Genomic DNA, 21,690 nt, shown 5'->3' with positions numbered 1-21,690 from the left:
TTGGGCGTGCGGTGCGTAGCCTGTCGCTTTATTGCGATTTCCTGACCCGCAGGTACCATTCCGACAGCAGGCGTACCTGTTTGTCGGTGTAGCCACGTTCCACCATCCGGGTGACGAAGTCGTTGTGTTTCTTCTGGTCCTCTTTGCTGGCCTTGGCGTTGAAGCTGATGACGGGCAGCAGGTCTTCGGTGTTGGAGAACATTTTCTTCTCGATCACCACCCGCAACTTTTCATAGCTCAGCCAGCTTGGGTTCTTGCCGTTGTTGTTGGCGCGTGCGCGCAACACGAAGTTGACGATCTCGTTGCGGAAGTCTTTCGGGTTGCTGATGCCGGCCGGTTTCTCGATTTTTTCCAGCTCCTCGTTGAGGGCGATGCGGTTGAGGATTTCGCCGGTTTCCGGGTCGCGGTATTCCTGGTCCTGGATCCAGAAGTCGGCGTACAGCACATAGCGGTCGAAGATGTTCTGGCCGTATTCGCTGTAGGACTCCAGGTAAGCGGTCTGGATTTCCTTGCCGATGAACTCGATGTAGCGCGGTGCCAGGTATTCCTTCAGGTAGCGCAGGTAGCGCTCGCGCACTTCGGCAGGGAACTGTTCCTGTTCAATCTGCTGTTCCAGCACATACAGCAGGTGCACCGGGTTGGCGGCAATTTCGTGTGGGTCGAAGTTGAACACCTTGGACAGGATCTTGAAGGCGAAGCGGGTCGACAGGCCGTTCATGCCTTCGTCAACGCCGGCCGAGTCCCGGTATTCCTGGATCGACTTGGCCTTTGGATCGGTATCCTTGAGGTTCTCCCCGTCGTAAACGCGCATCTTCGAATAGATGTTGGAGTTTTCTGGCTCCTTGAGGCGTGAAAGCACCGTGAACTGGGCCAGCATCTTGAGGGTGTCCGGCGCGCAATGGGCTTTGGACAGCGAACTGTTGACCAGCAATTTGTCGTAGATCTTGATTTCATCGCTGACGCGCAGGCAGTACGGCACCTTGACGATGTAGATCCGGTCGATGAACGCTTCGTTGTTCTTGTTGTTGCGGAAGGTGTGCCACTCCGATTCGTTGGAGTGCGCCAGCAGGATACCGGTATAGGGAATAGCCCCAAGGCCTTCGGTACTGTTGTAGTTACCTTCCTGGGTGGCGGTGAGCAAGGGGTGCAGGACCTTGATCGGCGCCTTGAACATTTCGACGAATTCCATCAGGCCCTGGTTGGCCCGGCACAGCGCGCCCGAGTAGCTGTAAGCATCGGCGTCGTTCTGTGGGTACTCTTCAAGCTTGCGAATATCGACCTTACCGACCAGGGCCGAGATGTCCTGGTTGTTCTCGTCACCGGGCTCGGTCTTGGCAATGGCAACCTGGTTGAGAATCGACGGGTAGAGTTTCACCACCTTGAACTTGGAGATGTCGCCGCCAAACTCCTGCAGGCGCTTGGTGGCCCAGGGCGACATGATGGTGTTCAGGTAGCGCCGTGGGATGCCGAACTCTTCCTCGAGAATGGCCCCATCTTCGGTGGCATTGAACAAGCCCAAAGGCGACTCGAAGACTGGCGAGCCCTTGATGGCGTAGAACGGTACCTTTTCCATCAGCTGCTTGAGTTTTTCCGCCAGCGACGATTTACCACCGCCTACCGGGCCCAGCAGATAGAGGATCTGTTTCTTCTCTTCCAGGCCTTGGGCGGCGTGGCGGAAGTACGAGACGATCTGGTCGATGCACTCTTCCATGCCATGGAAGTCGGCAAAGGCCGGATAGCGGCGAATAACCTTGTTTGAGAAAATGCGCGACAGCCTGGAGTTGGTAGAGGTGTCGATCAGCTCTGGCTCACCGATGGCCAGCAACAGCCGTTCGGCCGCCGATGCGTAGGCACTGCGATCCCCTTTGCACAGCTCGAGGTACTCCTGCAGCGAGAGTTCTTCCTGGCGCGTGGACTCGAAACGTTGTTGGAAGTGGCTAAAAATACTCATGACGTCACCTCGCTCGATACGTGGAGACGACGCCGGATCAGTCAGCTGATGCTGGCATGCAATCGGGTTGGCCGATTGCTGTATACCCCCCAGAACACCCTGTAACGCTACCGATGACCCGCACGCCGGTGTACCGGCTCTCCCCTTTTTTGGATGGCCTGAGCTTAAGCGTAGTTGGTTATCTGCAAGGTCAAGGGGCGAGGTGGGCAGAAGTTACGAACGACCGTTCGTCAGATAAGCCGCAAGCCCGCACAGGGCGCGGGCTGCAGTAAAAATGAAAATATTTATTCGGCAGCGCCTTGGGCTGTCTCGGCCGGGTAGGTGGTGCGCCACAGTTCAAAGCCGCCGTCGACGCTGTACACGTCGGAGAAGCCCTGGCCTACCAGGTAGGCGGCAGCGCTCTGGCTGGAGTTGCCGTGGTAGCAGACCACCAGGGTGGGGGCGTCGAGGTCGGCATTGCGGATGAACTCGGCAACCGAATGGTTATCCAGATGCCGGGCGCCGGTAATGTGGCCGGCAGCGAAGGCTTGCGAGTCACGGATATCGACCACGACCGCACCTTCTTGCTTGCGAAGCTCCAAGGCCTGCTCGGGAGGGATGCGCTTGAATTCGCTCATGGGTACTACTTCCTTCAGGTGTGGTCATTGAGTGTAGTGGGTTGTGCCGGCTGGCGCAGGGTGCCGTCGTCGGCGCATTCGCAGCGGTAATATTCGCCGCTGTCGACGTTATACAGGGTCATGGCGCCGCCCCACACGCAGCCGGTGTCCAGGGCGATGACGCCGGGCTCGTCGACGCGGCCTTCGAGGGCCGCCCAGTGGCCGAAGATGATCTTCACATGCCGCGAGCGGCGGTCCTTGTGTGCAAACCAGGGTGTGTAGCCCTTGGGCGCGCTGCCCAGCCCTTCTTTGCTCTTGAGGTCGAGCTTGCCCTCGGCGGTGCAGAAGCGCATGCGTGTGAAGTAGTTGGTAATCACCCGCAGGCGTTCGATGCCGGTGAGTTTATTGCTCCACTTGTTCGGCTCGTTGCCGTACATGCCGTCGAGGTACAGCTTCAGGCGGCCATCGTCGCGTAGTACTTCTTCCACCTCGGCCGCAAGACCAAGAGCCTGACCGAGCGTCCACTGTGGCGGGATGCCGGCGTGCGCCATGGCAATGCCGCGTGCTTCGTCGTAATGCAGCAGTTTTTGCTGGCGCAGCCAGTCGAACAGCTGGTCGGCGTCGGGTGCTTCGATGATTTCGCGCAGGGTGTCGCTTTTTTTCAGTCGCTCGACGTTGTGCCAGGTGGCCAGCAGGTGCAGGTCATGGTTGCCCAGCACGCAGACCAATGACTGGCGGATCGAATACAGGAAACGCAAGGTTTCCAGTGATTCGGGGCCGCGGTTGACCAGGTCGCCGACCAGCCACAGGCGGTCGACTGCCGGGTTGAAACTGACGCGTTCGAGCAAGCACTTGAGCGGTTGCAGGCAGCCTTGCAGGTCGCCCACGGCATACGTGGCCATTAGTGCAAGGCCCCGGGTACCGCCAGGCGGAAGGGGGCGATCTCGGCGTCGAAGCGCTTACCGTCTTCAGCGAACATCTGGTAGCTGCCCTGCATGGTGCCCACGCGGGTGCTGATGACTGCGCCACTGCTGTAGGTGTGGCTCTGCCCCGGGTCGATGTTGGGTTGCTGGCCGACTACGCCAGCACCGCGCACTTCCTCGACTTCACCATTACCGTTGGTGATCAGCCAGTGGCGCGACAGCAACTTGGCCGTGATCGAACCATTGTTCTGCACGGTAATGGTGTAGGCGAACGCGAAACGATCGTTTTCGGGGTCGGATTGTTCTTTCAGGTAGCGGGTCACGACGCTGACGTCGATTTGATAGCGGGGGTCGGACATGCAAGGGCCTTGGGCGAACTGACGCAATAATGCAGTCTAGGCCATTGGGAGGGGGGAGGGCCAGCGGTGTAGGGGCTTGAGGGGCAGGATGGATGTACCGGCCTCTTCGCGGGCTTGCCCGCTCCCACAGGACCTCACCACATTTGAAGGTAGTGGTGTAACTGTGGGAGCGGGCAAGCCCGCGAAGGGGCCGGTACAGGCTGAATCAGGCTTGCTGCTGATCAGCCAGCTGGTCAGCCAGGCGCACAAAGGCCGCCAGGTCCAGCTGTTCGGGGCGCAGGCTGCCATCCACACCGGCCGCCTCGATGGCCGCGCTGTCGAGCAGGCCTTTCATGGTGTTGCGCAGGGTCTTGCGGCGCTGGTTGAACGCCTCGCGCACCACCTGCTCCAGCAACTTGGCATCTTTGGCCGGGTGCGGCAGCACTTCGTGCGGCACCAGGCGGACGATGGCCGAGTCTACCTTCGGCGGCGGGTTGAAGGCGCCTGGGCCTACGTTGAACAGGTGCTCGACCCGGCAGTGGTACTGCACCATGATCGACAAACGCCCCCAGTCACCACCACCCGGGCCGGCAGCCATGCGCTCGACCACTTCCTTCTGCAGCATGAAGTGCATGTCGCGGATCAGCCCGGCATGGCTGAGCAGGTGGAAAATCAGCGGGGTGGAAATGTTGTAGGGCAGGTTGCCCACCACCTTGAGGCTGCGCGGCGGTACGCCCAGCTGGTTGAAGTCGAACTTCAGGGCGTCGCCCTGGTGCAGGCGGAAGTTGCTGCGGCCAGCGAACTTGTGTTGCAGGATCGGCACCAGGTCCTTGTCCAGCTCCACCACGTCCAGCTGTGCACCGCTGCCCAGCAGGCCTTCGGTCAGGGCGCCCTGGCCCGGGCCGATTTCCAGCAGGTGTTCGCCGGCCTTGGCGTGGATGGCGCGCAGGATGCGGTCGATGATGCCGGCGTCGTGCAGGAAGTTCTGGCCGAAGCGCTTGCGCGCCCGGTGTTGGTATTGCTCGTTCATGGTCGGTTCTCGGCCATCTGGTAGGCGGTTTCCAGCGCGACGCGCAGGCTGCCGGTGTCGACCTTGCCGGTGCCGGCCAGGTCCAGGGCGGTGCCGTGGTCAACCGACGTGCGGATGATCGGCAGGCCCAGGGTCACATTGACCGCAGCACCGAAGCCTTTGTACTTGAGTACGGGCAGGCCTTGGTCGTGGTACATCGCCAGCACCGCGTCGCAGTGCTCCAGATATTTGGGGGTAAACAGGGTATCGGCCGGCAGCGGCCCGCGCAGGTCCATGCCTTCAGTGCGCAGGCGGGCCAGGGTCGGCTCGATGATGTCGATTTCCTCGCGGCCAAGGTGGCCGCCTTCACCCGCATGCGGGTTGAGGCCGCACACCAGGATGCGCGGGTTGGCAATGCCGAACTTGTCGCGCATGTCGGCATGCAGGATACGGGTTACACGTTCCAGGCGCTCGGCAGTGATGGCGTCGGCAATATCACGCAGCGGCAGGTGCGTGGTCACCAGGGCCACGCGCAGGCCGTGGGTGGCCAGCATCATCACCACTTGTGCGGTGTGGGTCAGCTCGGCAAGGAACTCGGTATGCCCGGAGAAGGCGATACCGCTCTCGTTGATCACGCCTTTGTGTACAGGGGCGGTGATCATCCCGGCGAAGTGCCCGTCCAGGCAGCCTCGCCCGGCACGGGTCAGGGTTTGGAGCACGAACGCGGCATTGGCCTTGTCGAGCTGGCCTGGCACTACCGGGGCCGCCAGGGGAGTATCCCAGACGTACAGGCTACCCGCTGGCGCAGGCTGGTCGGGCCATTGGCCCGGCGCTACCGGCAGCAGGCTGACAGCCAGCCCCAGCTGCGCGGCCCGCTCGGCGAGCAGGTCACGGCTGGTGATGGCGATCAGGGGGTGGGGCTGGGCGTCTACTGCGAGCAGCAGGCACAGGTCGGGGCCTATGCCGGCCGGCTCGCCGGGGGTGACGGCGAAGCGCAGGGGCTTCACTGGGCGGCCTGGTCAGCGCCAGGCAGCTTGATTTCAACGTAGGCTTCGTCGCGGATCTGGCGCAGCCAGGTTTGCAGCTCTTCGTCGTACTTGCGGTTACGCAGTACGCTCAGTGCCTGCTGTTCGCGAGCCTGCTCGGTGCTGTCGGTGGCGCGGCGGCCCAGCACTTCCAGAACGTGCCAGCCGTACTGGGTCTTGAACGGTTTGGTCACTACACCCTGCTGGGCGTCGGCCATCTGTTCGCGGAACTCCGGTACCAGGCTGTTCGGGTCTACCCAGTTGAGGTCGCCGCCGTTAAGCGCCGAACCTGGGTCTTCCGAGAAGCTCTTCGCCAGTTCGCCGAAATCTTCGCCGTTCTTGATGCGATCGTACAGCCGCTCGGCCAGTTGCTCGGTGGCCGCATCGCTGCGGATTTCGCTTGGCTTGATCAGGATGTGGCGTACATGCACTTCGTCACGCAGCACGTTTTCGCTGCCACCGCGCTTCTCCTCAAGCTTGAGGATGATGAAGCCGTTGGGAATACGGATCGGCTGGGTAATCTCACCCACCGGCATGCTGCTGAGCATCTTGGCAAAGTCCGGTGGCAGCTGGCCGGCTTTACGCCAGCCCATTTCGCCGCCTTCCAGGGCGTTTTCGCTGGCGGAGCGGGCAATGGCCATCTGGCCGAAGTCCGCACCTTGCTTGAGCTGCTGGTACACATCGCCAACCTGGCGGGCGGCTGCCTGGATGGCTTCCGAATTGGCGCCTTCCGGGGTAGGAATCAGGATGTTGGCCAGGCGGTACTCTTCCGACATCTGCATCTTGCCCATGTCGGAGTTGAGGAAGTTCTTCACTTCCTGCTCCGACACCTGGATGCGCTCGGCCACGCGGCGCTGGCGCACGCGGCTGATGATCATCTCGCGCTTGACCTGCTCGCGGGCGTCGTCGAACGACAGGCCGTCATGGGCCAGCGCGGCGCGGAACTGGTCCAGCGACATGCCGTTGCGCTGGGCAATGGTGCCAATGGCCTGGTTCAGCTCTTCGTCGGTGATGCGGATACCGGAGCGCTCGCCGATCTGCAGTTGCAGGTTCTCGACGATCAGGCGCTCCAGTACCTGCTGTTCAAGCGCGCCGGTCGGCGGTACGCCGCCGCCGCGCTTGGCGATGGTTTGCTGCACCTCGTGGACACGCTGGTCCAGCTGGCTTTGCATGACCACGTCGTTATCGACGATGGCCACCACGCGATCAAGAGGTTGCACCGCGGCATGCACCGCGCCACTCAGCAAAGCGGCGCCCAGCAACACTGGGCGCAGACGATCAATAAGCTTGGTCTTCACGTTCACGGTAACCTTGAATGCCTTGGTCGAGGAAAGATTCGACCTTGTTGCCCACTACGCCACCGAGGCCTTTCAGAACGATCTGAAGGAAGATACCGTGGTCGCCTTTTTCGTTCGCCGGGAGTGCCTGGCTGAAGTCGTCGTAATCGATCCAGTAACGGTTGATCAGGCGCAGCTTCCAGCAGCAGTTGTCGTACTCGAAACCACCCATGGCTTCCAGGGTGCGGTTGCGGTTGTAGTCATGCTGCCAGCGGGCGATGACGTTCCACTGTGGAACGATCGGCCAGATGACCGAGAAATCATGCTGCTGGATCTTGTAGTAGTCCTTGATGTAGTTCGGGTCACCCGGGTTGCCATAGCTGCCACCTTCTTTCCACGTGCCTGTGGTGGAGTCGTAAATGATGGTGTCATTACGATAGCGGTAGCCAAGGTTGACCACTTTATTTGGATTGTCTTCAGGCTGGTAGTGGAACATCGCGCTGCCCGAACGGGTGCTGCGGCTGTCCGGGTCCCAGTTGAAGTCTGAGTTGAAGCGCCAGTCACGATTAAAGTAGTAGTTATACACGAGCGCGTACGGCGATACATTGGACTGAGCGGACTGGCGGTCTTTGTAGTAAATGCCTGGCAACTGAACCTTTCGGTCCTTGAAGTAGTAAGCTTGACCGATGCTGAAATTTTGCCGTTCGAAGCCGTTATCCTCAATCCAGCGGGTGGTTGCGCCAAGCGACAATTTGTTCTCGTCGCCGATACGGTCAGTACCGCTGAATCGGTTGTCACGGAACAGCGAGTCGTAACTGAACAACGTTTCGCTGGAGTCGAAGATCGGGATATCTCTCTGGTCCTTGTAAGGCACATTGAGGTAGAACAGACGCGGCTCGAGGGTCTGTTTGTAGTTGGTGCCAAACATCGAGGTATTACGGTCGAAATACAGGCCGCTGTCGACGCTGAAGATCGGCACATCACGGTTCAGGGTGCTGTTATAGCTGCCGTAAGCCGGGTTGGCAGATTGAGCCAAGGCCTGAGTCTTGCCCTGGCTGTCCAGATCAAGATCGTAGTGCGTATAGGCGTACTTCAACTTCGGCGTCAGGTAGCCGTAGCTGGCTTCCATTGGCAGGCTGATCGATGGGGCGACATTCAGGCGAGTACCGTTTGCACGGGCAATGCCAGAGATGTTCTCGTCCAGGCGTCGACCAGGCAGCCCAGCACTGGTGTCTGGCAGACCATCTTTATTTCGAACGAAATCGTTCTTGAGGTCGCGATCGAAACGAACAGCTTCGGTTTCATAGGCAAGATTCAACCCACCCGGCTCGAACGGCAACTTACCATTGAAGGTAATCTGCGGCAGACGATCATACGGCGTGATCTGCGAGATGGTCGCCATCTCGTAGGCATGCACATTCAACCGTGCGGTGTAGCTGTCGCCACGGTAGGTCAGTGCACCTTGCTGGTCCAGCAGGTCCTTGCTTTCAACACCGATCTGGTCGGACTCAAGATCCTGGAAGTAGAACGGATCGCTGATGTCGGTGTAGTTCACCTCGGTCATCAGGCGCTCGTCCAGCCCGCCCTTGTGCTGCCAGTTGACCATCCAGCGCTGTTCTTTGTAGTCAGTCTGGTCTTTGCGGTCGTCGTTCTTGTCGTTCAGGTACGCGCCACCGAACTGGCCTTCGCTGGAAGGGGTCAGGTAGCGGAACTCGCCTTCCATCAGCAAGCCGCGCTTGGTCATGTAACGCGGGTACAACGTGGCGTCGTAGTTGGGCGCCAGGTTGAAGTAGTACGGCGTGACCAGCATGAAGCCGGTGTCGCTGCTGCTGCTGAACGATGGCGGCAGGAAGCCGGACTGGCGACGGTCGTCGATCGGGAAGTAGATGTACGGTGTGTAGAACACCGGGAAATCCTTGACCCGCAGCGTAACGTTGGTCGCGGTACCGAAACCGGTGGCCGGGTTCAGGGTGATGTTGTTGCCCTTCAACTGCCAGGCGTTGCTGCCCGGTTCGCAGGTGGTGTACGTACCGTCTTTCAGGCGGATGATGGCGTTTTCGCCACGCTTGGCGTACAGGGCGCTGCCGCGGATGTGCGACTTGTGCATCACGTATTCGGCGTTGTCGACCTGGGCTTCGCCCGTGTCGAGCTGAATCTGTGCCTCGTCACCGACCACCAACGAGCCGTTGTCACGGATCTTGACGTTGCCCTTGAGCTCGCCACGGTTTTCGGTCTGGTAGAGGTTGGCCTCGTCGGCTTCGGCCTGCATGCTGCCCTGGCGCATCACCACGTCACCGGCGAGGGTAGCGATCTGCTGCTCCTGCTGGTACTTGGACACCTTGGCGTTGATGTAGGTCGGCGACTCGTCCTTCGGCGTGGTGTCGGCCATGCCCGGGCGGGTTGGCTCTACGTACGCACCACCGCAATACGGGCCGGTTTCGGCCAGCTGTGCGGCAGTGAGCTTTTCACGCGGAACCCAGTCCAGGTGGCTGTAGTCTTCACTGCGCGACTTCAGGCCACGGCCTTTGGCCTCGGTGACCAGCATAGGCCGGTCCGCGGTTTCGCCTTCGCTCGCGGCTTCTGTGCCGGAGCTGACGGCCGCACCTTCGTGCACCGGGCGCGGCGGCAGGTTGTTGACTGGCGCCTTGGGCTTGCAGTCCCAACCACCGGAGGCGGACACTTGGCAGTCGAATTGTTCGGCTGCCACTACGTATGAGGTGGCCAGAGGTTGCAGGGCCAGCAGACCGCCGGTTACCAGCAACGGAAACTTTCTACGAAACGCGGGGGATTTCAATGCCATCTTATTAGTCCGGGCTTCCTGCGTGCCATCTGCCCGCGTGTGGGGCCGCACGCCTCTCGATGGTCTGAAAAAGATGCTGGATAATAAAGCATGACCCGCTTGACGGCTAGGGCCGTCGGAGACCCTTGTAATGCCTGAACACGATGTACGCCTGCAACAACTGACGGTCTGGCTCGATGAGCAGCTCAATGATCTTTTCCGCAACAACGCCTGGGGCGAAGTGCCTGCAGGCAGCTTGACGGCTGCCAGCAGTGACGCGAGCTTCCGCCGCTACTTCCGCTGGCAGGGGGCTGGCCACAGCTTCGTGATCATGGATGCGCCACCCCCGCAGGAAAACTGCCGACCGTTCGTCGCCATTGACCACCTGCTGGCAAGCGCCGGCGTACATGTGCCGCTGATCCACGCCCAGGACCTGGAGCGCGGCTTCCTGCTGCTGGGCGACCTGGGTCATCAGACATACCTTGATGTGATTGATGCTGACAACGCTGATGGCCTGTTCGCCGACGCCATCGAGGCTTTGCTGGCCTTCCAGCGCCTGCCGATGGATGCGCCGCTGCCCAGCTACGACGATGCGCTGCTGCGCCGTGAAGTGGAACTGTTCCCTGAGTGGTATGTGGGGCGTGAACTGGGCCTGGCCTTCAACGATGCCCAGAAGGCTAGCTGGCAGCGTGTCAGCCAGTTGCTGATCGACAGTGCCCTGGCCCAGCCCAAGGTGCTGGTGCACCGTGACTACATGCCACGCAACCTGATGCAGAGCACCCCTAACCCCGGCGTGCTGGACTTCCAGGACGCGGTGTATGGGCCGGTCACCTACGATATTACCTGCCTGTTCAAGGACGCCTTCCTCAGCTGGCCGCAGCCACGGGTTGAAGGCTGGCTGCGCGACTATTGGCAGAAGGCGCAGGCTGCCGGTATTCCAGTGCAGGCCGATTTCGAGGCGTTCCAGCGTGCCAGCGACCTGATGGGCGTGCAGCGTCACCTGAAAGTGATCGGCATTTTCGCCCGCATCTGCCACCGCGACGGCAAACCCCGTTACCTGGGCGACGTGCCGCGTTTCTTCGCCTATATAGAAGAAGTGATCAGCCGCCGACCCGAATTGGCGGAGTTGGGTGAGCTGATTGCGCAGTTGCAGGCCGGAGCGCGTGCATGAAGGCAATGATTTTGGCCGCGGGCAAGGGCGAGCGCATGCGCCCGTTGACCCTGCATACCCCCAAGCCGTTGGTTCCTGTGGCTGGCCAGCCACTGATCGAGTACCACCTGCGCGCCCTGGCGGCAGCGGGCGTTACCGAAGTGGTGATCAACCACGCCTGGCTCGGCCAGATGATTGAAGACCACCTGGGTGACGGCAGCCGTTTTGGCCTGAGCATCCGCTATTCGCCTGAAGGCGAGCCGCTGGAAACGGGTGGCGGCATCTTCAAGGCCTTGCCATTGCTCGGTGATGCGCCATTCCTGCTGGTGAACGGCGATGTCTGGACCGACTACGACTTCGCCCGCTTGCAGGCCCCTTTGAAGGGGATGGCCCATCTGGTGCTGGTCGACAACCCTGGCCATCACGGCCGCGGTGACTTCCGCCTGGCAGGGGAGCAGGTCGTCGATGGCGATGACGCGCCTGGCACGTTGACCTTCAGCGGCCTTTCGGTGCTGCACCCGGCACTGTTTGACGGCTGCCAGCCCGGCGCGTTCAAGCTGGCACCGCTGCTACGCCAGGCCATGGCGGCAGGGCAGGTCAGCGGTGAGCACTACCGTGGGCACTGGGTGGACGTGGGCACGCTTGAGCGCCTGGCCGAGGCCGAGCGCTTGATTGGCGAGAGCGCCTGACATGTGGTGGCCAGGCACATTGATTGGCGCCGGAGCCGGCTTTGCCGTGGCCAGTATCCCGGGCGCCTTGCTTGGCGTGTTGCTCGGGCAGGCCCTGGACCGCCGCCTGCGCCTGGAAGGCTGGGACGACATGCGCGAGCGCCTGGGCGGGCGACCGTCCATGCGCGATGACGAGTTGCTGTTCGTGATGCTCGGGCGCCTGGCCAAGTGCGATGGCCGGGTGGGTGAGCAGCATATCCAGCAGGCGCGCCAGGAAATGGTGCGCCTGGACCTGGCCGAAGCGGCCCGGTTGCGTGCGATAGCCGCGTTCAACCGTGGCAAGGCAGGCAAGGACAGGCTGGGTAGCCACTTGCGCCGCATCCGCCAACAGCCGCATGCGGCGGAAGGCACCCTGCGTGCCTGCTGGCGCATGGTGTGGGCCGACGGCAAGATGGGTAACAAGGAGCGCGAGCTGCTGTTGGACTGGGGGCAAAAGCTAGGCCTTAGCCGGCGCCAGGTGCAGGCCATGTCGCTGGAGTACGAGCCGCGCAAGGCAGCCGGCACGGAAGGCGTGGCCATGACCTATGCGGCAGCCCTGCGCCTGCTGGCGGTAGAGGCGGACACCGATGCCGGCAAGGTCAAACAGGCCTACCGGCGGCTGGTCAGCCGTCATCACCCTGACAAGCTGGCAGGCACCGGTGCCAGTGAGGCACAGGTGCGTGAAGCCACCGAGCGTACCCGTGAGTTGCACCAGGCCTATGCCATGATCCGCAAGCGCCGCGGCCTGTAAAAGCGGGGCCGCTGCACAGCCCATCGCCGGCAAGCCGGCTCCCACCTCGACCGCATCGCGCTTGAGCCATATGCAGTACCTGTGGGAGCCGGCTTGCCGGCGATGGGCTGCCTGGCAGCCCCGGCATTCTCAGATCAGCCTTGTGGGCTCATCCACCCCCGCACCCGGCGGAACAACTGCTCCTGCTCGGCCGGCTTGTTCCCGGGCATGGCAATCAACGACAACTGCCGATACTGGCTGTCTTTCTGCCGCTTGCTGGCCTGCAGGCGCTGCTGGGCTGCGTTGCGGTCCTGGCTGCGGGTGGCGTAGTAGATGTCGGCAGTCGGCACTTTCAAGGTGGGTGCCAGGCTTTCCAGGTCATGTTCCACCCGTGCCGGTGTCTGCGCGGCAACCATCACCAGTTTCTGCACTTGCGGTGGCTGCTTTTCGCTCAGGTAGCGGGCTGCCCAGTAGGCGCCGCTGCCATGCCCGATCAGCACGATGCTGCGGGCATTGTGCTGCTGGGCGAATGCCACGGCGGCGTCCAGCCGGGCAAATATGCGCTCTGCATCTGCAGGGTCGGTCTGCTCGCTGGCCTGTTCGGCGTCGGTACTTTCTGCCGTGTCGGCATCCGCCGCCGTGGCCTGGGCAATATTCGCGTTGGCGTCGGCCGGCGCGTCCTTGGCCGGGGCCTTTTCGCCCTGGTCTTTCGCAGGCTCGGCCGTGGGCTTGGCCTCGACCCGCGCCTGCGGGCTGTCGGCCAGCAGGTCTGGCAAGCTCAGGCTCAGGCTATGCCAGCCGACATCCGGGAATTTCTGCCTCAGGGGGCCAACGGCATTTGGCCAGTCGGCCGTTTCGCCCGCACCTGGGACGATGATCACCGCCCCTTGCGGATCACTGTCATTGGCCGGCTTCCACAAGGCCAGGAAACTGTCGGCGCCGGCCTGCAATGTCTGCTGTTCGGCCTTGGGTACCAGCCGCTCCAGCGCCTGGGCATCCTCCTGGCTGCGTTCCAGCAGGGGCGGGCGCGGTACCTCGGTGGCCGGTGCCTCGGTGGTAGTGGGTGGCTTTTCGGCATCGGCGGCCAAGGTGCCGAGCGGAAGGAGCGAGGCCAGGCAGCACATTGCCAGCGTCGTGCGATAAAGTGTGGACATGAGTCAACCCGGGGCCAGAATGATACCGGCAGCCTAATAGTATTTGCCCGTGACGGCCATGCTGCATGGCCGCCTTTGCCAAGACGAGCGTGTAGATGAAGCGAGTGCGTCGCCTGTTGGTTATCGGCTGCTTGTGGCTGCCCTTGATTGCATTGGCCAGGCCCGAGGTGGTGCCCGCCGTGGTGCTGGAGCCTGCGCAGCAGCAGTGGCTGGACACGCACCGCAGCTTGCGTGTCGGCCTGGTGCTGCAAGCACCTTACGCCCAGTTCGACCGGCGTCTGCAGCAGTTGTACGGGGCCAACGTAGAACTGGTGGACAGCCTGGCGCAGGCGCTGCGGCTTGATCTTACCTGGCGCAATTTTGCCGACCAGGCCAGCCTTGAGCATGCCTTGCAAGCCGGGGAAGTCGACTTTGCCCCTGGCCTTACACAGACGCCAGCCAGCCTGCGCCTGTGGTTGTTCAGCGACCCGTACATGCGCGTGCCGCAGTTGGTGGTGGGGCCGCGAACCGGTGCCATGGCCGTGGAACTGGAGAAACTCGAGGCCGAACAGCGCGTGGCGGTGCGCATGCCCAGCCAGCTGGCGGATTACCTGCGTGGCAACTACGGCAACCTGAACTTGCAGGGGGTACCCAGCGAGCGCGAAGCGCTGCAATTGGTGGTGGGTGGCCAGGCCAGTTTCGCGGTGCTGGATGAAGCCCAGCTCAGCCGCTTGTCACGCGAAAGCGAGTTTGGCGAGCTGGCGGTGGTGGGTGATATCGGCCTGCCTCAGTTACTGCGTATTGGCTCGCGGCGTGATTGGCCAGTGCTTGCCGATGTGCTTGAGCGGGGCTTGCAGGCGCTGCCGGCCAAGCAGCTGGAACAACTGCACCAGCGCTGGTTGCAGCCCAAGTACCCGCGCCTGAGTGAGTCGCCAGGCTTCTGGCAGAACCTGGCCTTGCTGTTTGGCATGTTGCTGCTGTGCGCTTTGGCCACCCTGGTGTGGCAGCGCCGGCAGCAGCGCCAGTTGGAGCGCAGCCTGCTGGCCACGCGGGAAACCCTGATGGAGCGACAGGTGCGTGAAGAGGCGTTGCGCCTGAGCCAGTTCGCCATCGACCAGAGCACGGTGGGCATTCTCTGGGTCAACTGGGACAGCCACGTGCGCTACGCCAACCACGCCGCCGAGCGCATGTTGGGGTACGCCGAGGGTGCGCTGCTGGAGCGGCCGCTGAGCGACTTCGAACCGAACCTGAACATGGACCGCTGGCTGGAACTGTGGAGGGGCGCGCGTACGGGGGCGGGGGGTGTAGGCCAGTTTGAAACGCAGTGCCGACGGGCCGACCACAGCTTGCTGCCAGTCGAGCTGTCACTGAGCTTTCTGCGTTTTCGTGATTCCGAATACCTGGTGGTGTACCTCGCCGACGTCACTGAGCGCCATCGTGCCCTGGCTGCGCTGCGTGAAAGCGAGGCGCGGCTCAAGGGCATTGCCGGGAACGTGCCAGGGCTGGTGTTTCGCCTTGAGCGCGACCCGGCCGAAGGCGATCTGGAATTCCCCTATATCAGTGAAGGCAGCGAGGCGCTGGTGGGCTATTCGCCTGTCGAAATCCAGCACCCGCAGATGGGCCTGCGCAACCTGGTGCACCCGGATGATCGTGCGGATTATCACCGGGTGCAGGACCTTGCCTTGGCCAGTGACCAGGACTGGTCGTGGCAGGGACGCATCCTCACCCGCCAGGGTGAACAGCGCTGGGCCGACATCAAGGCCAGTACCCGGCGCCTGGCCAACGGCCAGGTGGTGTGGGACGGCGTGGTGTGGGACATCACCCAGGGCAAGCGCGCGGAAATGGCCTTGGGCAAGTCTCAGGAGCAGCTGCGCGAGCTGTCTGCCCACCTGGAAAGTGTGCGAGAGGAGGAAAAAGCCCGCATCGCCAGGGAAGTGCATGATGAACTGGGGCAGATGCTGACGGTGCTCAAGCTGGAGGTATCGATGTGTGAGCTGGCCTTTGCCGAGCTGGACCCCGGCCTGAACGAGCGACTGGCCAGCATGAAACGCTTGATTGCCCAGCTGTTCCAGTTGGTGCGCGATGTGGCGACGGCCTTGCGCCCGCCGATCCTTGATGCTGGGATCGCCTCGGCAATCGAGTGGCAGGCACGACGCTTCGAGGCGCGCACGCAGATCCCTTGTCTGGTACAAGTGCCGGATAATCTGCCAGCATTGAGCGATGCCAAGGCCACTGGGCTGTTTCGTGTTCTGCAGGAGGCGCTGACCAACGTGATGCGCCATGCCCAGGCACACAGCGTGGAGATTGAGCTGGTGCACGAGGACGGGCAGTTGCGCATGACTGTCAGCGACGATGGCCAAGGCTTTTGCCGCGAGCAGCCCCGGCCCACCTCGTTTGGCCTGGTGGGCGTGCGTGAGCGGGTGTTGATGCTGGGGGGCAGCATGGCGCTGGACAGTGAGCCGGGCGAGGGCACCAGCCTGAGCGTGGCCATACCGTTGGAGTAGGAGAACGATCGTGATTCGAGTGCTGGTGGCCGAAGACCACACCATTGTCCGTGAAGGCATCAAGCAGCTGATTGGCCTGGCCAAGGACATGCAGGTGGTGGGGGAGGCCGGTAACGGCGAGCAGTTGCTTGAAACCCTGCGCCATACGCCGTGCGAAGTGGTATTGCTGGATATCTCCATGCCGGGCGTGAATGGCCTGGAGGCGATCCCGCGGATTCGTGCGCTTCACGATGCACCGGCAATCCTGATGTTGTCGATGCACGACGAGGCGCAGATGGCGGCCCGGGCACTGAAGGCTGGCGCGGCGGGCTATGCCACCAAGGACAGTGACCCGGCGCTGTTGTTGACCGCGATTCGGCGGGTGGCGGGTGGTGGGCGCTACATCGACCCTTCGCTGGCCGACCGCATGGTCTTCGAAGTGGGCCTGACCGAGTCCCGGCCGTTGCACACGTTGCTGTCGGAGCGCGAGTTTTCGGTGTTCGAGCGCCTGGCCCAGGGCGCCAACGTCAACGACATTGCCCAGCAGCTGGCACTGTCGAGCAAAACCATCAGCACCCACAAGGCGCGCCTGATGCAGAAGCTGAAAGTGAACTCGCTGGCGGAGCTGGTGAAGTACGCCATGGAGCACAAGCTGGTCTGATTGCGACATACACAATCGGTAAACCTGTCGAGGTCCTTGTGGGAGCGGGCGTGCCCGCGAAAGGGCCTGACCTGCCGATCTCTATGGCTGTGCCGGCCTCTTCGCGGGCATGCCCGCTCCCACAGGTTCGGTGGAGTGCTCGGGAGGGCATTCCAATCCCGCCATCCTTGTAGGGCAATCCCTACAACAAATCTTCCAACCGGATGATGGCATTCTCTCAGCACCCCCGATTTTCGGGCGCTTGCGCCTCTTCTACTCTTTTGCCTACGCAGTCATCCAACAAAAAGGTGCAGGCATGAGCGAGGCGAAGTCGAACGCTGCAACCAGCGAAACGCTGGTCAGCTTCCGTGGTGTGCAGAAGAGCTACGACGGCGAGTCGCTGATCGTCAAAGACCTCAACCTGGATATCCGCAAAGGCGAGTTCCTTACCCTGCTCGGCCCGTCCGGCTCGGGCAAGACCACCAGCCTGATGATGCTGGCCGGCTTCGAAACCCCTACGGCCGGTGAGATCCAGCTGGCCGGGCGCTCGATCAACAACGTGCCGCCGCACAAGCGCGACATCGGCATGGTGTTCCAGAACTACGCGCTGTTCCCGCACATGACCGTGGCCGAGAACCTGGCCTTTCCGCTGACCGTGCGCAACCTGAGCAAGACCGACATCAGCGAGCGGGTGAAGCGCGTGCTGAACATGGTCCAGCTCGATGCCTTCGCCAAGCGTTACCCAGGCCAACTGTCCGGTGGTCAGCAGCAACGTGTGGCCTTGGCCCGGGCGCTGGTGTTCGAGCCGCAGCTGGTGCTGATGGACGAGCCGCTCGGTGCACTGGACAAGCAATTGCGTGAACACATGCAGATGGAGATCAAGCACATCCACCAGCGCCTGGGCGTGACCGTGGTGTATGTGACCCACGACCAAGGCGAAGCGCTGACCATGTCCGACCGGGTGGCGGTATTCCACCAGGGCGAGATCCAGCAGATCGCCGACCCACGCACGCTGTACGAAGAACCCTGCAATACCTTCGTCGCCAACTTCATCGGCGAGAACAACCGCATCAACGGCACCCTGCTGGCCAGCGATGGCAAGCGCTGCCAGGTGCAACTGCCGCGCGGCGAGCGGGTAGAGGCACTGGCGGTAAACGTCGGGCAGGCCGGCGAGCCGGTAACCCTGTCGATCCGCCCGGAGCGCGTGCGCTTGAACGGCCACAGCGAAAGCTGCGTGAACCGCTTCTCTGGCCGGGTGGCCGAATTCATTTACCTGGGCGACCACGTGCGGGTGCGCCTGGAGGTTTGCGGCAAGGGCGACTTCTTTGTGAAACAGCCGATTGCCGAACTCGACCCGGCCCTGGCCGTGGGCGATGTGGTACCGCTGGGCTGGGAGGTGGAGCACGCCCGCGCGCTCGATCCGATTGCCGAAGCCCATTGATGGATTGCTTCACCAACCCTGTACTGTGGAGAGAATAAGAATGCGCAAGCAGTTGAAACTGACCGCCCTGGCCCTGGGGCTGTTCGCCGCTGGCCAGGCCATGGCCGCAGACCTTACCGTGATCTCGTTCGGGGGTGCCAACAAGGCGGCCCAGGTAAAAGCGTTCTACGAGCCATGGGAGAAGGCGGGTAATGGCAAGATCGTCGCCGGTGAGTACAACGGCGAAATGGCCAAGGTCAAGGCGATGGTCGACACCAAGAGTGTGTCGTGGAACCTGGTAGAGGTTGAGTCGCCAGAGCTGGCGCGTGGTTGCGATGAGGGCATGTTCGAAGAGCTCGACCCGGCCCTGTTCGGTGATGAAACCGACTATGTGCCAGGGGCCATCCAGCCGTGCGGCGTGGGCTTCTTCGTATGGTCCACGGTCATGGCCTACAACGCCGACAAGCTGAAAACCGCACCCACCAGCTGGGCCGACTTCTGGGACACCAAGCAGTTCCCGGGCAAGCGTGGCCTGCGCAAGGGCGCCAAGTACACCATGGAATTCGCACTGATGGCCGATGGCGTTGCGCCCAAGGACGTCTACAAAGTGCTGGCAACCAAAGAAGGCCAGGACCGCGCCTTCAAGAAACTCGATGAGCTCAAGCCCAGCATCCAGTGGTGGGAAGCGGGTGCACAGCCACCGCAGTTCCTGGCCTCGGGCGACGTGGTCATGAGTTCTGCGTACAACGGGCGTATTGCCGCCGTGCAGAAAGAGAGCAACCTCAAGGTGGTGTGGAACGGCGGCATCTACGACTTCGATGCCTGGGCGATCCCTAAAGGTGCCAAGAACGCCGATGAGGCGAAGAAGTTCATCGCCTACAGCGTCAAGCCCGAGCAGCAGAAGATCTACTCCGAAAACATCGCCTATGGCCCGGCCAACTCCAAGGCTGTGAGCCTGCTGTCGGACGAGGTGAAGAAGGACATGCCGACCACGCCTGAGAACATCGCCAACCAGGTGCAGATCGATGTGGCCTTCTGGGCTGACAACAGCGAGCAGCTGGAGCAACGCTTCAACGCCTGGGCGGCGAAGAAGTAAGCCACTGGTGCAGGGGGCCGCTTTGCGGCCCATCGCCGGCAAGCCAGCTCCCACAGGGACCGCACCGTTCCTGAGGGTAATGCAGTACCTGTAGGAGCTGGCTTGCCTGCGATGGGCTGCGCAGCGGCCCCAATTCAAGTTCGTATCGCGGAGTTCGCCATGGCCATTGCAGTGCCCCTCAATGAAGGCGCAGGTCCAAGTCTCAAGCAGCGCCTAAAGCACGCCGAGCGGGTCAACCGCTGGAAGGCGCAGGCGTTGATCGCGCCGCTGGCGCTGTTTCTTCTGTTGGTGTTCCTGGTGCCGATCGCAGCGCTGCTGTACAAGAGCGTCGGCAACCCGGAAGTGGTCGGCGGCCTGCCGCGCACGGTCGAAGTCATCAGCCAGTGGGATGGCAAGAGCCTGCCCGGCGAGGACGTGTACAAGGCACTGAGCCAGGACCTGGCCGAGTCGCGCAAGAACCAGACCCTTGGCGACCTTTCCAAGCGCTTGAACATGGAACTGGCCGGCTACCGCAGTTTGTTGACCAAGACTGCCCGGGCACTGCCATTCAAGGCTGAGCCTGCCTCTTATAAAGACGCGTTGCAGGCCGTCGACGAGCGTTGGGGCGATCCGGCCTACTGGCAGGCAATACGCCGCAATACCAGTTCGGTGACGTCGTTCTACCTGCTGGCCTCTGTCGACCACCGCATCGACGACCTTGGCGAACTGGCCAAGGCCACCCCGGACCAGGCTATTTACCTGGACATTTTTGCCCGTACCCTGTGGATGGGTGTAGTGATCACCGCCATTTGCCTGGTGCTGGCCTACCCGTTGGCCTACTTGCTGGCCAACCTGCCGACCCGGCAGAGCAACCTGCTGATGATTCTGGTACTGCTGCCGTTCTGGACCTCGATTCTGGTGCGGGTGGCGGCGTGGATCGTGCTGCTGCAGTCGGGTGGCCTGATCAACAGTGCACTGATGGCCATGGGCATCATCGACCAGCCGCTGGAACTGGTGTTCAACCGCACTGGCGTGTACATCTCCATGGTGCATATCCTGCTGCCGTTCATGATCCTGCCGCTGTACAGCGTGATGAAGGGTATTTCGCCTACCTACATGCGTGCGGCGATCTCGCTGGGCTGCCACCCGTTCGCCAGCTTCTGGCGGGTGTACTTCCCGCAGACTTACGCGGGTGTGGGTGCCGGCTGCCTGCTGGTGTTCATCCTGGCCATTGGTTACTACATCACCCCGGCGTTGCTGGGTAGCCCGAACGACCAGATGGTCAGCTACTTCGTTGCCTTCTACACCAACACCAGCATCAACTGGGGCATGGCCACCGCGCTGGGTGGGCTGTTGCTGCTGGCGACCGTGCTGTTGTACCTGATCTATAGCTGGCTGGTCGGCGCCAGCCGCCTGCGCCTGAGCTGAGGAGCCTTGCCATGTTGAGCCCTTATATGTCGCCCGTGGAGCGGGTCTGGTTCTACAGCCTGCGCATTCTTTGCGGCCTGATCCTGCTGTTCCTGATCTTGCCGGTGCTGGTGATCGTGCCGCTGTCGTTCAACAGCGGCAGCTTCCTGGTGTACCCGCTGCAGGGCTTCTCGCTGCAGTGGTACCAGGACTTCTTCGGCTCTGCCGAGTGGATGCGGGCACTTAAGAACAGCATCATCGTCGCCCCGGCGGCCACGGTACTGGCCATGGTGTTTGGTACCCTGGCGGCTATCGGCCTGACCCGTGGTGATTTCCCCGGCAAGTCGCTGGTGATGGCGCTGGTGATTTCGCCGATGGTGGTGCCGGTGGTGATCATCGGTGTGGCCAGCTACCTGTTCTTTGCCCCGCTGGGGATGGGCAACAGCTTCACGTCGTTGATCCTGGTGCATGCAGTGCTGGGTGTGCCCTTTGTCATCATTACCGTGTCGGCGACCTTGCAGGGCTTCAACTACAACCTGGTGCGTGCGGCGGCCAGCCTGGGCGCTTCGCCACTGCTGACCTTCCGTCGGGTGACCCTGCCGCTGATCGCGCCTGGGGTTATCTCGGGGGCGCTGTTTGCCTTTGCCACGTCGTTTGACGAGGTGGTGGTCACGCTGTTCCTGGCCGGGCCCGAGCAGGCGACGCTGCCGCGGCAGATGTTCAGCGGTATCCGCGAAAACCTGAGCCCGACCATTGCGGCGGCGGCGACCTTGCTGATTGCCTTCTCGGTGATATTGCTGCTGACCCTGGAGTGGTTGCGTGGGCGTAGCGAGAAGATGAGAACCCAGCAGCCGGCCTGATTTTCGGGTGCCTGCACTGGCCTCATCGCCGGCAAGCCAGCTCCCACAGGGATCTCCACAGGCTTTGAGAGATGCAGAATCCTGTGGAGATCCCTGTGGGAGATTCTATGGTTTCTGGCAATGGCATCAGGGTTGCCAGGTGCTCGCCACAGCATCTTCAGCGCCTGGGAGACCGAGCGCCGCGCGT

At 62.2% G+C, this 21,690-nt stretch carries 18 protein-coding genes; 9 read left to right on the top strand and 9 right to left on the bottom strand.

The features are described from left to right. Positions 1–28: 28 nt before the first annotated feature. The 8 genes from ACFY9W_RS24380 to ACFY9W_RS24345 all read right to left on the bottom strand — a co-directional run bounded on the left by ACFY9W_RS24380 (position 29) and on the right by ACFY9W_RS24345 (position 9,919). A complete protein-coding gene (locus tag ACFY9W_RS24380; RefSeq protein ID WP_391135862.1) occupies positions 29–1,951 on the bottom strand; it encodes a PrkA family serine protein kinase in 1,923 nt (640 codons plus the stop codon). 284 nt (positions 1,952–2,235) lie between these two features. Beyond that, positions 2,236–2,568, bottom strand: a complete 333-nt coding sequence (glpE, locus tag ACFY9W_RS24375) for a thiosulfate sulfurtransferase GlpE (protein ID WP_009685234.1) — start codon at positions 2,566–2,568, stop codon at positions 2,236–2,238. Between the two features lie 14 nt (positions 2,569–2,582). Further along, positions 2,583–3,449 carry a symmetrical bis(5'-nucleosyl)-tetraphosphatase gene (locus ACFY9W_RS24370; RefSeq protein WP_391135858.1) on the bottom strand — a complete coding sequence of 289 codons (867 nt, stop codon included), beginning with the start codon at positions 3,447–3,449 and terminating at the stop codon, positions 2,583–2,585. Continuing rightward, positions 3,449–3,829, bottom strand: coding sequence for a Co2+/Mg2+ efflux protein ApaG (gene apaG / locus ACFY9W_RS24365; RefSeq protein ID WP_391135855.1), 381 nt, complete (start codon positions 3,827–3,829; stop codon positions 3,449–3,451). The genes ACFY9W_RS24370 and apaG overlap by 1 nt, the downstream gene beginning before the upstream one ends. A gap of 205 nt (positions 3,830–4,034) precedes the next feature. Beyond that, positions 4,035–4,838: a 16S rRNA (adenine(1518)-N(6)/adenine(1519)-N(6))-dimethyltransferase RsmA gene (gene rsmA / locus ACFY9W_RS24360; RefSeq protein ID WP_391135852.1), complete on the bottom strand. Its 804-nt coding sequence runs from the start codon at positions 4,836–4,838 to the stop codon at positions 4,035–4,037. Next, positions 4,835–5,824 (bottom strand): 4-hydroxythreonine-4-phosphate dehydrogenase PdxA, encoded by a 990-nt coding sequence (pdxA, locus tag ACFY9W_RS24355; protein WP_391135849.1) that lies wholly within the window; start codon positions 5,822–5,824, stop codon positions 4,835–4,837. The genes rsmA and pdxA overlap by 4 nt, the downstream gene beginning before the upstream one ends. After that, positions 5,821–7,140 (bottom strand): peptidylprolyl isomerase SurA, encoded by a 1,320-nt coding sequence (gene surA / locus ACFY9W_RS24350; protein WP_391135845.1) that lies wholly within the window; start codon positions 7,138–7,140, stop codon positions 5,821–5,823. Before surA ends, pdxA begins: the two co-directional genes overlap by 4 nt. After that, positions 7,121–9,919 carry an LPS assembly protein LptD gene (locus ACFY9W_RS24345; RefSeq protein WP_391135842.1) on the bottom strand — a complete coding sequence of 933 codons (2,799 nt, stop codon included), beginning with the start codon at positions 9,917–9,919 and terminating at the stop codon, positions 7,121–7,123. The genes surA and ACFY9W_RS24345 overlap by 20 nt, the downstream gene beginning before the upstream one ends. A 130-nt stretch (positions 9,920–10,049) precedes the next feature. Here ACFY9W_RS24345 and ACFY9W_RS24340 point away from each other — a divergent pair, with 130 nt between their 5' ends. Genes ACFY9W_RS24340 through ACFY9W_RS24330 form a run of 3 tightly spaced genes read left to right on the top strand, consistent with a single transcriptional unit; the run spans position 10,050 to position 12,506 of the window. Further along, the gene (locus tag ACFY9W_RS24340; RefSeq protein WP_391135839.1) at positions 10,050–11,069 is read left to right on the top strand and encodes a phosphotransferase; all 1,020 of its coding nucleotides are present in this window, start codon (positions 10,050–10,052) and stop codon (positions 11,067–11,069) included. Continuing rightward, a complete protein-coding gene (murU, locus tag ACFY9W_RS24335; RefSeq protein WP_391135836.1) occupies positions 11,066–11,737 on the top strand; it encodes an N-acetylmuramate alpha-1-phosphate uridylyltransferase MurU in 672 nt (223 codons plus the stop codon). The genes ACFY9W_RS24340 and murU overlap by 4 nt, the downstream gene beginning before the upstream one ends. Before the next feature lies 1 nt (position 11,738). Beyond that, positions 11,739–12,506, top strand: a complete 768-nt coding sequence (locus ACFY9W_RS24330; RefSeq protein WP_391135833.1) for a TerB family tellurite resistance protein — start codon at positions 11,739–11,741, stop codon at positions 12,504–12,506. Between the two features lie 134 nt (positions 12,507–12,640). Here ACFY9W_RS24330 and ACFY9W_RS24325 read toward each other — a convergent pair whose 3' ends face one another. After that, complete coding sequence (locus tag ACFY9W_RS24325; protein ID WP_391135830.1) at positions 12,641–13,639, bottom strand: DUF3530 family protein; 999 nt, start codon at positions 13,637–13,639, stop codon at positions 12,641–12,643. A gap of 95 nt (positions 13,640–13,734) precedes the next feature. Between ACFY9W_RS24325 and ACFY9W_RS24320 the strand changes: the two genes are divergently transcribed. The 6 genes from ACFY9W_RS24320 (at position 13,735) to ACFY9W_RS24295 (ending at position 21,503) form a co-directional block, all read left to right on the top strand. Beyond that, complete coding sequence (locus ACFY9W_RS24320) at positions 13,735–16,122, top strand: PAS domain S-box protein (protein ID WP_391135827.1); 2,388 nt, start codon at positions 13,735–13,737, stop codon at positions 16,120–16,122. Positions 16,123–16,129: 7 nt separating this feature from the next. After that, positions 16,130–16,762 (top strand): response regulator transcription factor, encoded by a 633-nt coding sequence (locus tag ACFY9W_RS24315; protein ID WP_177313735.1) that lies wholly within the window; start codon positions 16,130–16,132, stop codon positions 16,760–16,762. 295 nt (positions 16,763–17,057) lie between these two features. Then, positions 17,058–18,182 carry an ABC transporter ATP-binding protein gene (locus ACFY9W_RS24310; RefSeq protein ID WP_012270208.1) on the top strand — a complete coding sequence of 375 codons (1,125 nt, stop codon included), beginning with the start codon at positions 17,058–17,060 and terminating at the stop codon, positions 18,180–18,182. 40 nt (positions 18,183–18,222) lie between these two features. Continuing rightward, entirely contained in the window at positions 18,223–19,257 is a 1,035-nt protein-coding gene (locus ACFY9W_RS24305) for an extracellular solute-binding protein (protein ID WP_391135823.1), read from the top strand. Between the two features lie 159 nt (positions 19,258–19,416). Then, positions 19,417–20,664 carry an ABC transporter permease gene (locus tag ACFY9W_RS24300; RefSeq protein ID WP_286112131.1) on the top strand — a complete coding sequence of 416 codons (1,248 nt, stop codon included), beginning with the start codon at positions 19,417–19,419 and terminating at the stop codon, positions 20,662–20,664. An 11-nt stretch (positions 20,665–20,675) separates the two neighbouring features. Then, on the top strand, positions 20,676–21,503 hold the full coding sequence (locus tag ACFY9W_RS24295; RefSeq protein WP_391135818.1) for an ABC transporter permease subunit: 828 nt from the start codon (positions 20,676–20,678) through the stop codon (positions 21,501–21,503). Positions 21,504–21,690 lie beyond the last annotated feature (187 nt).

The sequence above is a fragment of the Pseudomonas sp. NPDC008258 genome, assembly GCF_042956345.1.
Classification (GTDB): Bacteria; Pseudomonadota; Gammaproteobacteria; order Pseudomonadales; family Pseudomonadaceae; genus Aquipseudomonas.
Note: the sequence above shows the minus strand (reverse complement) of the source record. Positions and strands in the feature narration are given on the sequence as shown.

Bases quoted from the DNA above. Each gene is read 5' to 3' on its own strand.
- rsmA (WP_391135852.1), bottom strand. From the start codon at position 4,838: ATGAACGAGCAATACCAACACCGGGCGCGCAAGCGCTTCGGCCAGAAC.
- ACFY9W_RS24370 (WP_391135858.1), bottom strand. From the start codon at position 3,449: ATGGCCACGTATGCCGTGGGCGACCTGCAAGGCTGCCTGCAACCGCTC.
- ACFY9W_RS24380 (WP_391135862.1), bottom strand. From the start codon at position 1,951: ATGAGTATTTTTAGCCACTTCCAACAACGTTTCGAGTCCACGCGCCAG.
- ACFY9W_RS24340 (WP_391135839.1), top strand. From the start codon at position 10,050: ATGCCTGAACACGATGTACGCCTGCAACAACTGACGGTCTGGCTCGAT.
- apaG (WP_391135855.1), bottom strand. From the start codon at position 3,829: ATGTCCGACCCCCGCTATCAAATCGACGTCAGCGTCGTGACCCGCTAC.
- ACFY9W_RS24300 (WP_286112131.1), top strand. From the start codon at position 19,417: ATGGCCATTGCAGTGCCCCTCAATGAAGGCGCAGGTCCAAGTCTCAAG.
- ACFY9W_RS24320 (WP_391135827.1), top strand. From the start codon at position 13,735: ATGAAGCGAGTGCGTCGCCTGTTGGTTATCGGCTGCTTGTGGCTGCCC.
- ACFY9W_RS24330 (WP_391135833.1), top strand. From the start codon at position 11,739: ATGTGGTGGCCAGGCACATTGATTGGCGCCGGAGCCGGCTTTGCCGTG.
- ACFY9W_RS24295 (WP_391135818.1), top strand. From the start codon at position 20,676: ATGTTGAGCCCTTATATGTCGCCCGTGGAGCGGGTCTGGTTCTACAGC.
- murU (WP_391135836.1), top strand. From the start codon at position 11,066: ATGAAGGCAATGATTTTGGCCGCGGGCAAGGGCGAGCGCATGCGCCCG.
- ACFY9W_RS24325 (WP_391135830.1), bottom strand. From the start codon at position 13,639: ATGTCCACACTTTATCGCACGACGCTGGCAATGTGCTGCCTGGCCTCG.
- ACFY9W_RS24310 (WP_012270208.1), top strand. From the start codon at position 17,058: ATGAGCGAGGCGAAGTCGAACGCTGCAACCAGCGAAACGCTGGTCAGC.
- glpE (WP_009685234.1), bottom strand. From the start codon at position 2,568: ATGAGCGAATTCAAGCGCATCCCTCCCGAGCAGGCCTTGGAGCTTCGC.
- ACFY9W_RS24305 (WP_391135823.1), top strand. From the start codon at position 18,223: ATGCGCAAGCAGTTGAAACTGACCGCCCTGGCCCTGGGGCTGTTCGCC.
- ACFY9W_RS24345 (WP_391135842.1), bottom strand. From the start codon at position 9,919: ATGGCATTGAAATCCCCCGCGTTTCGTAGAAAGTTTCCGTTGCTGGTA.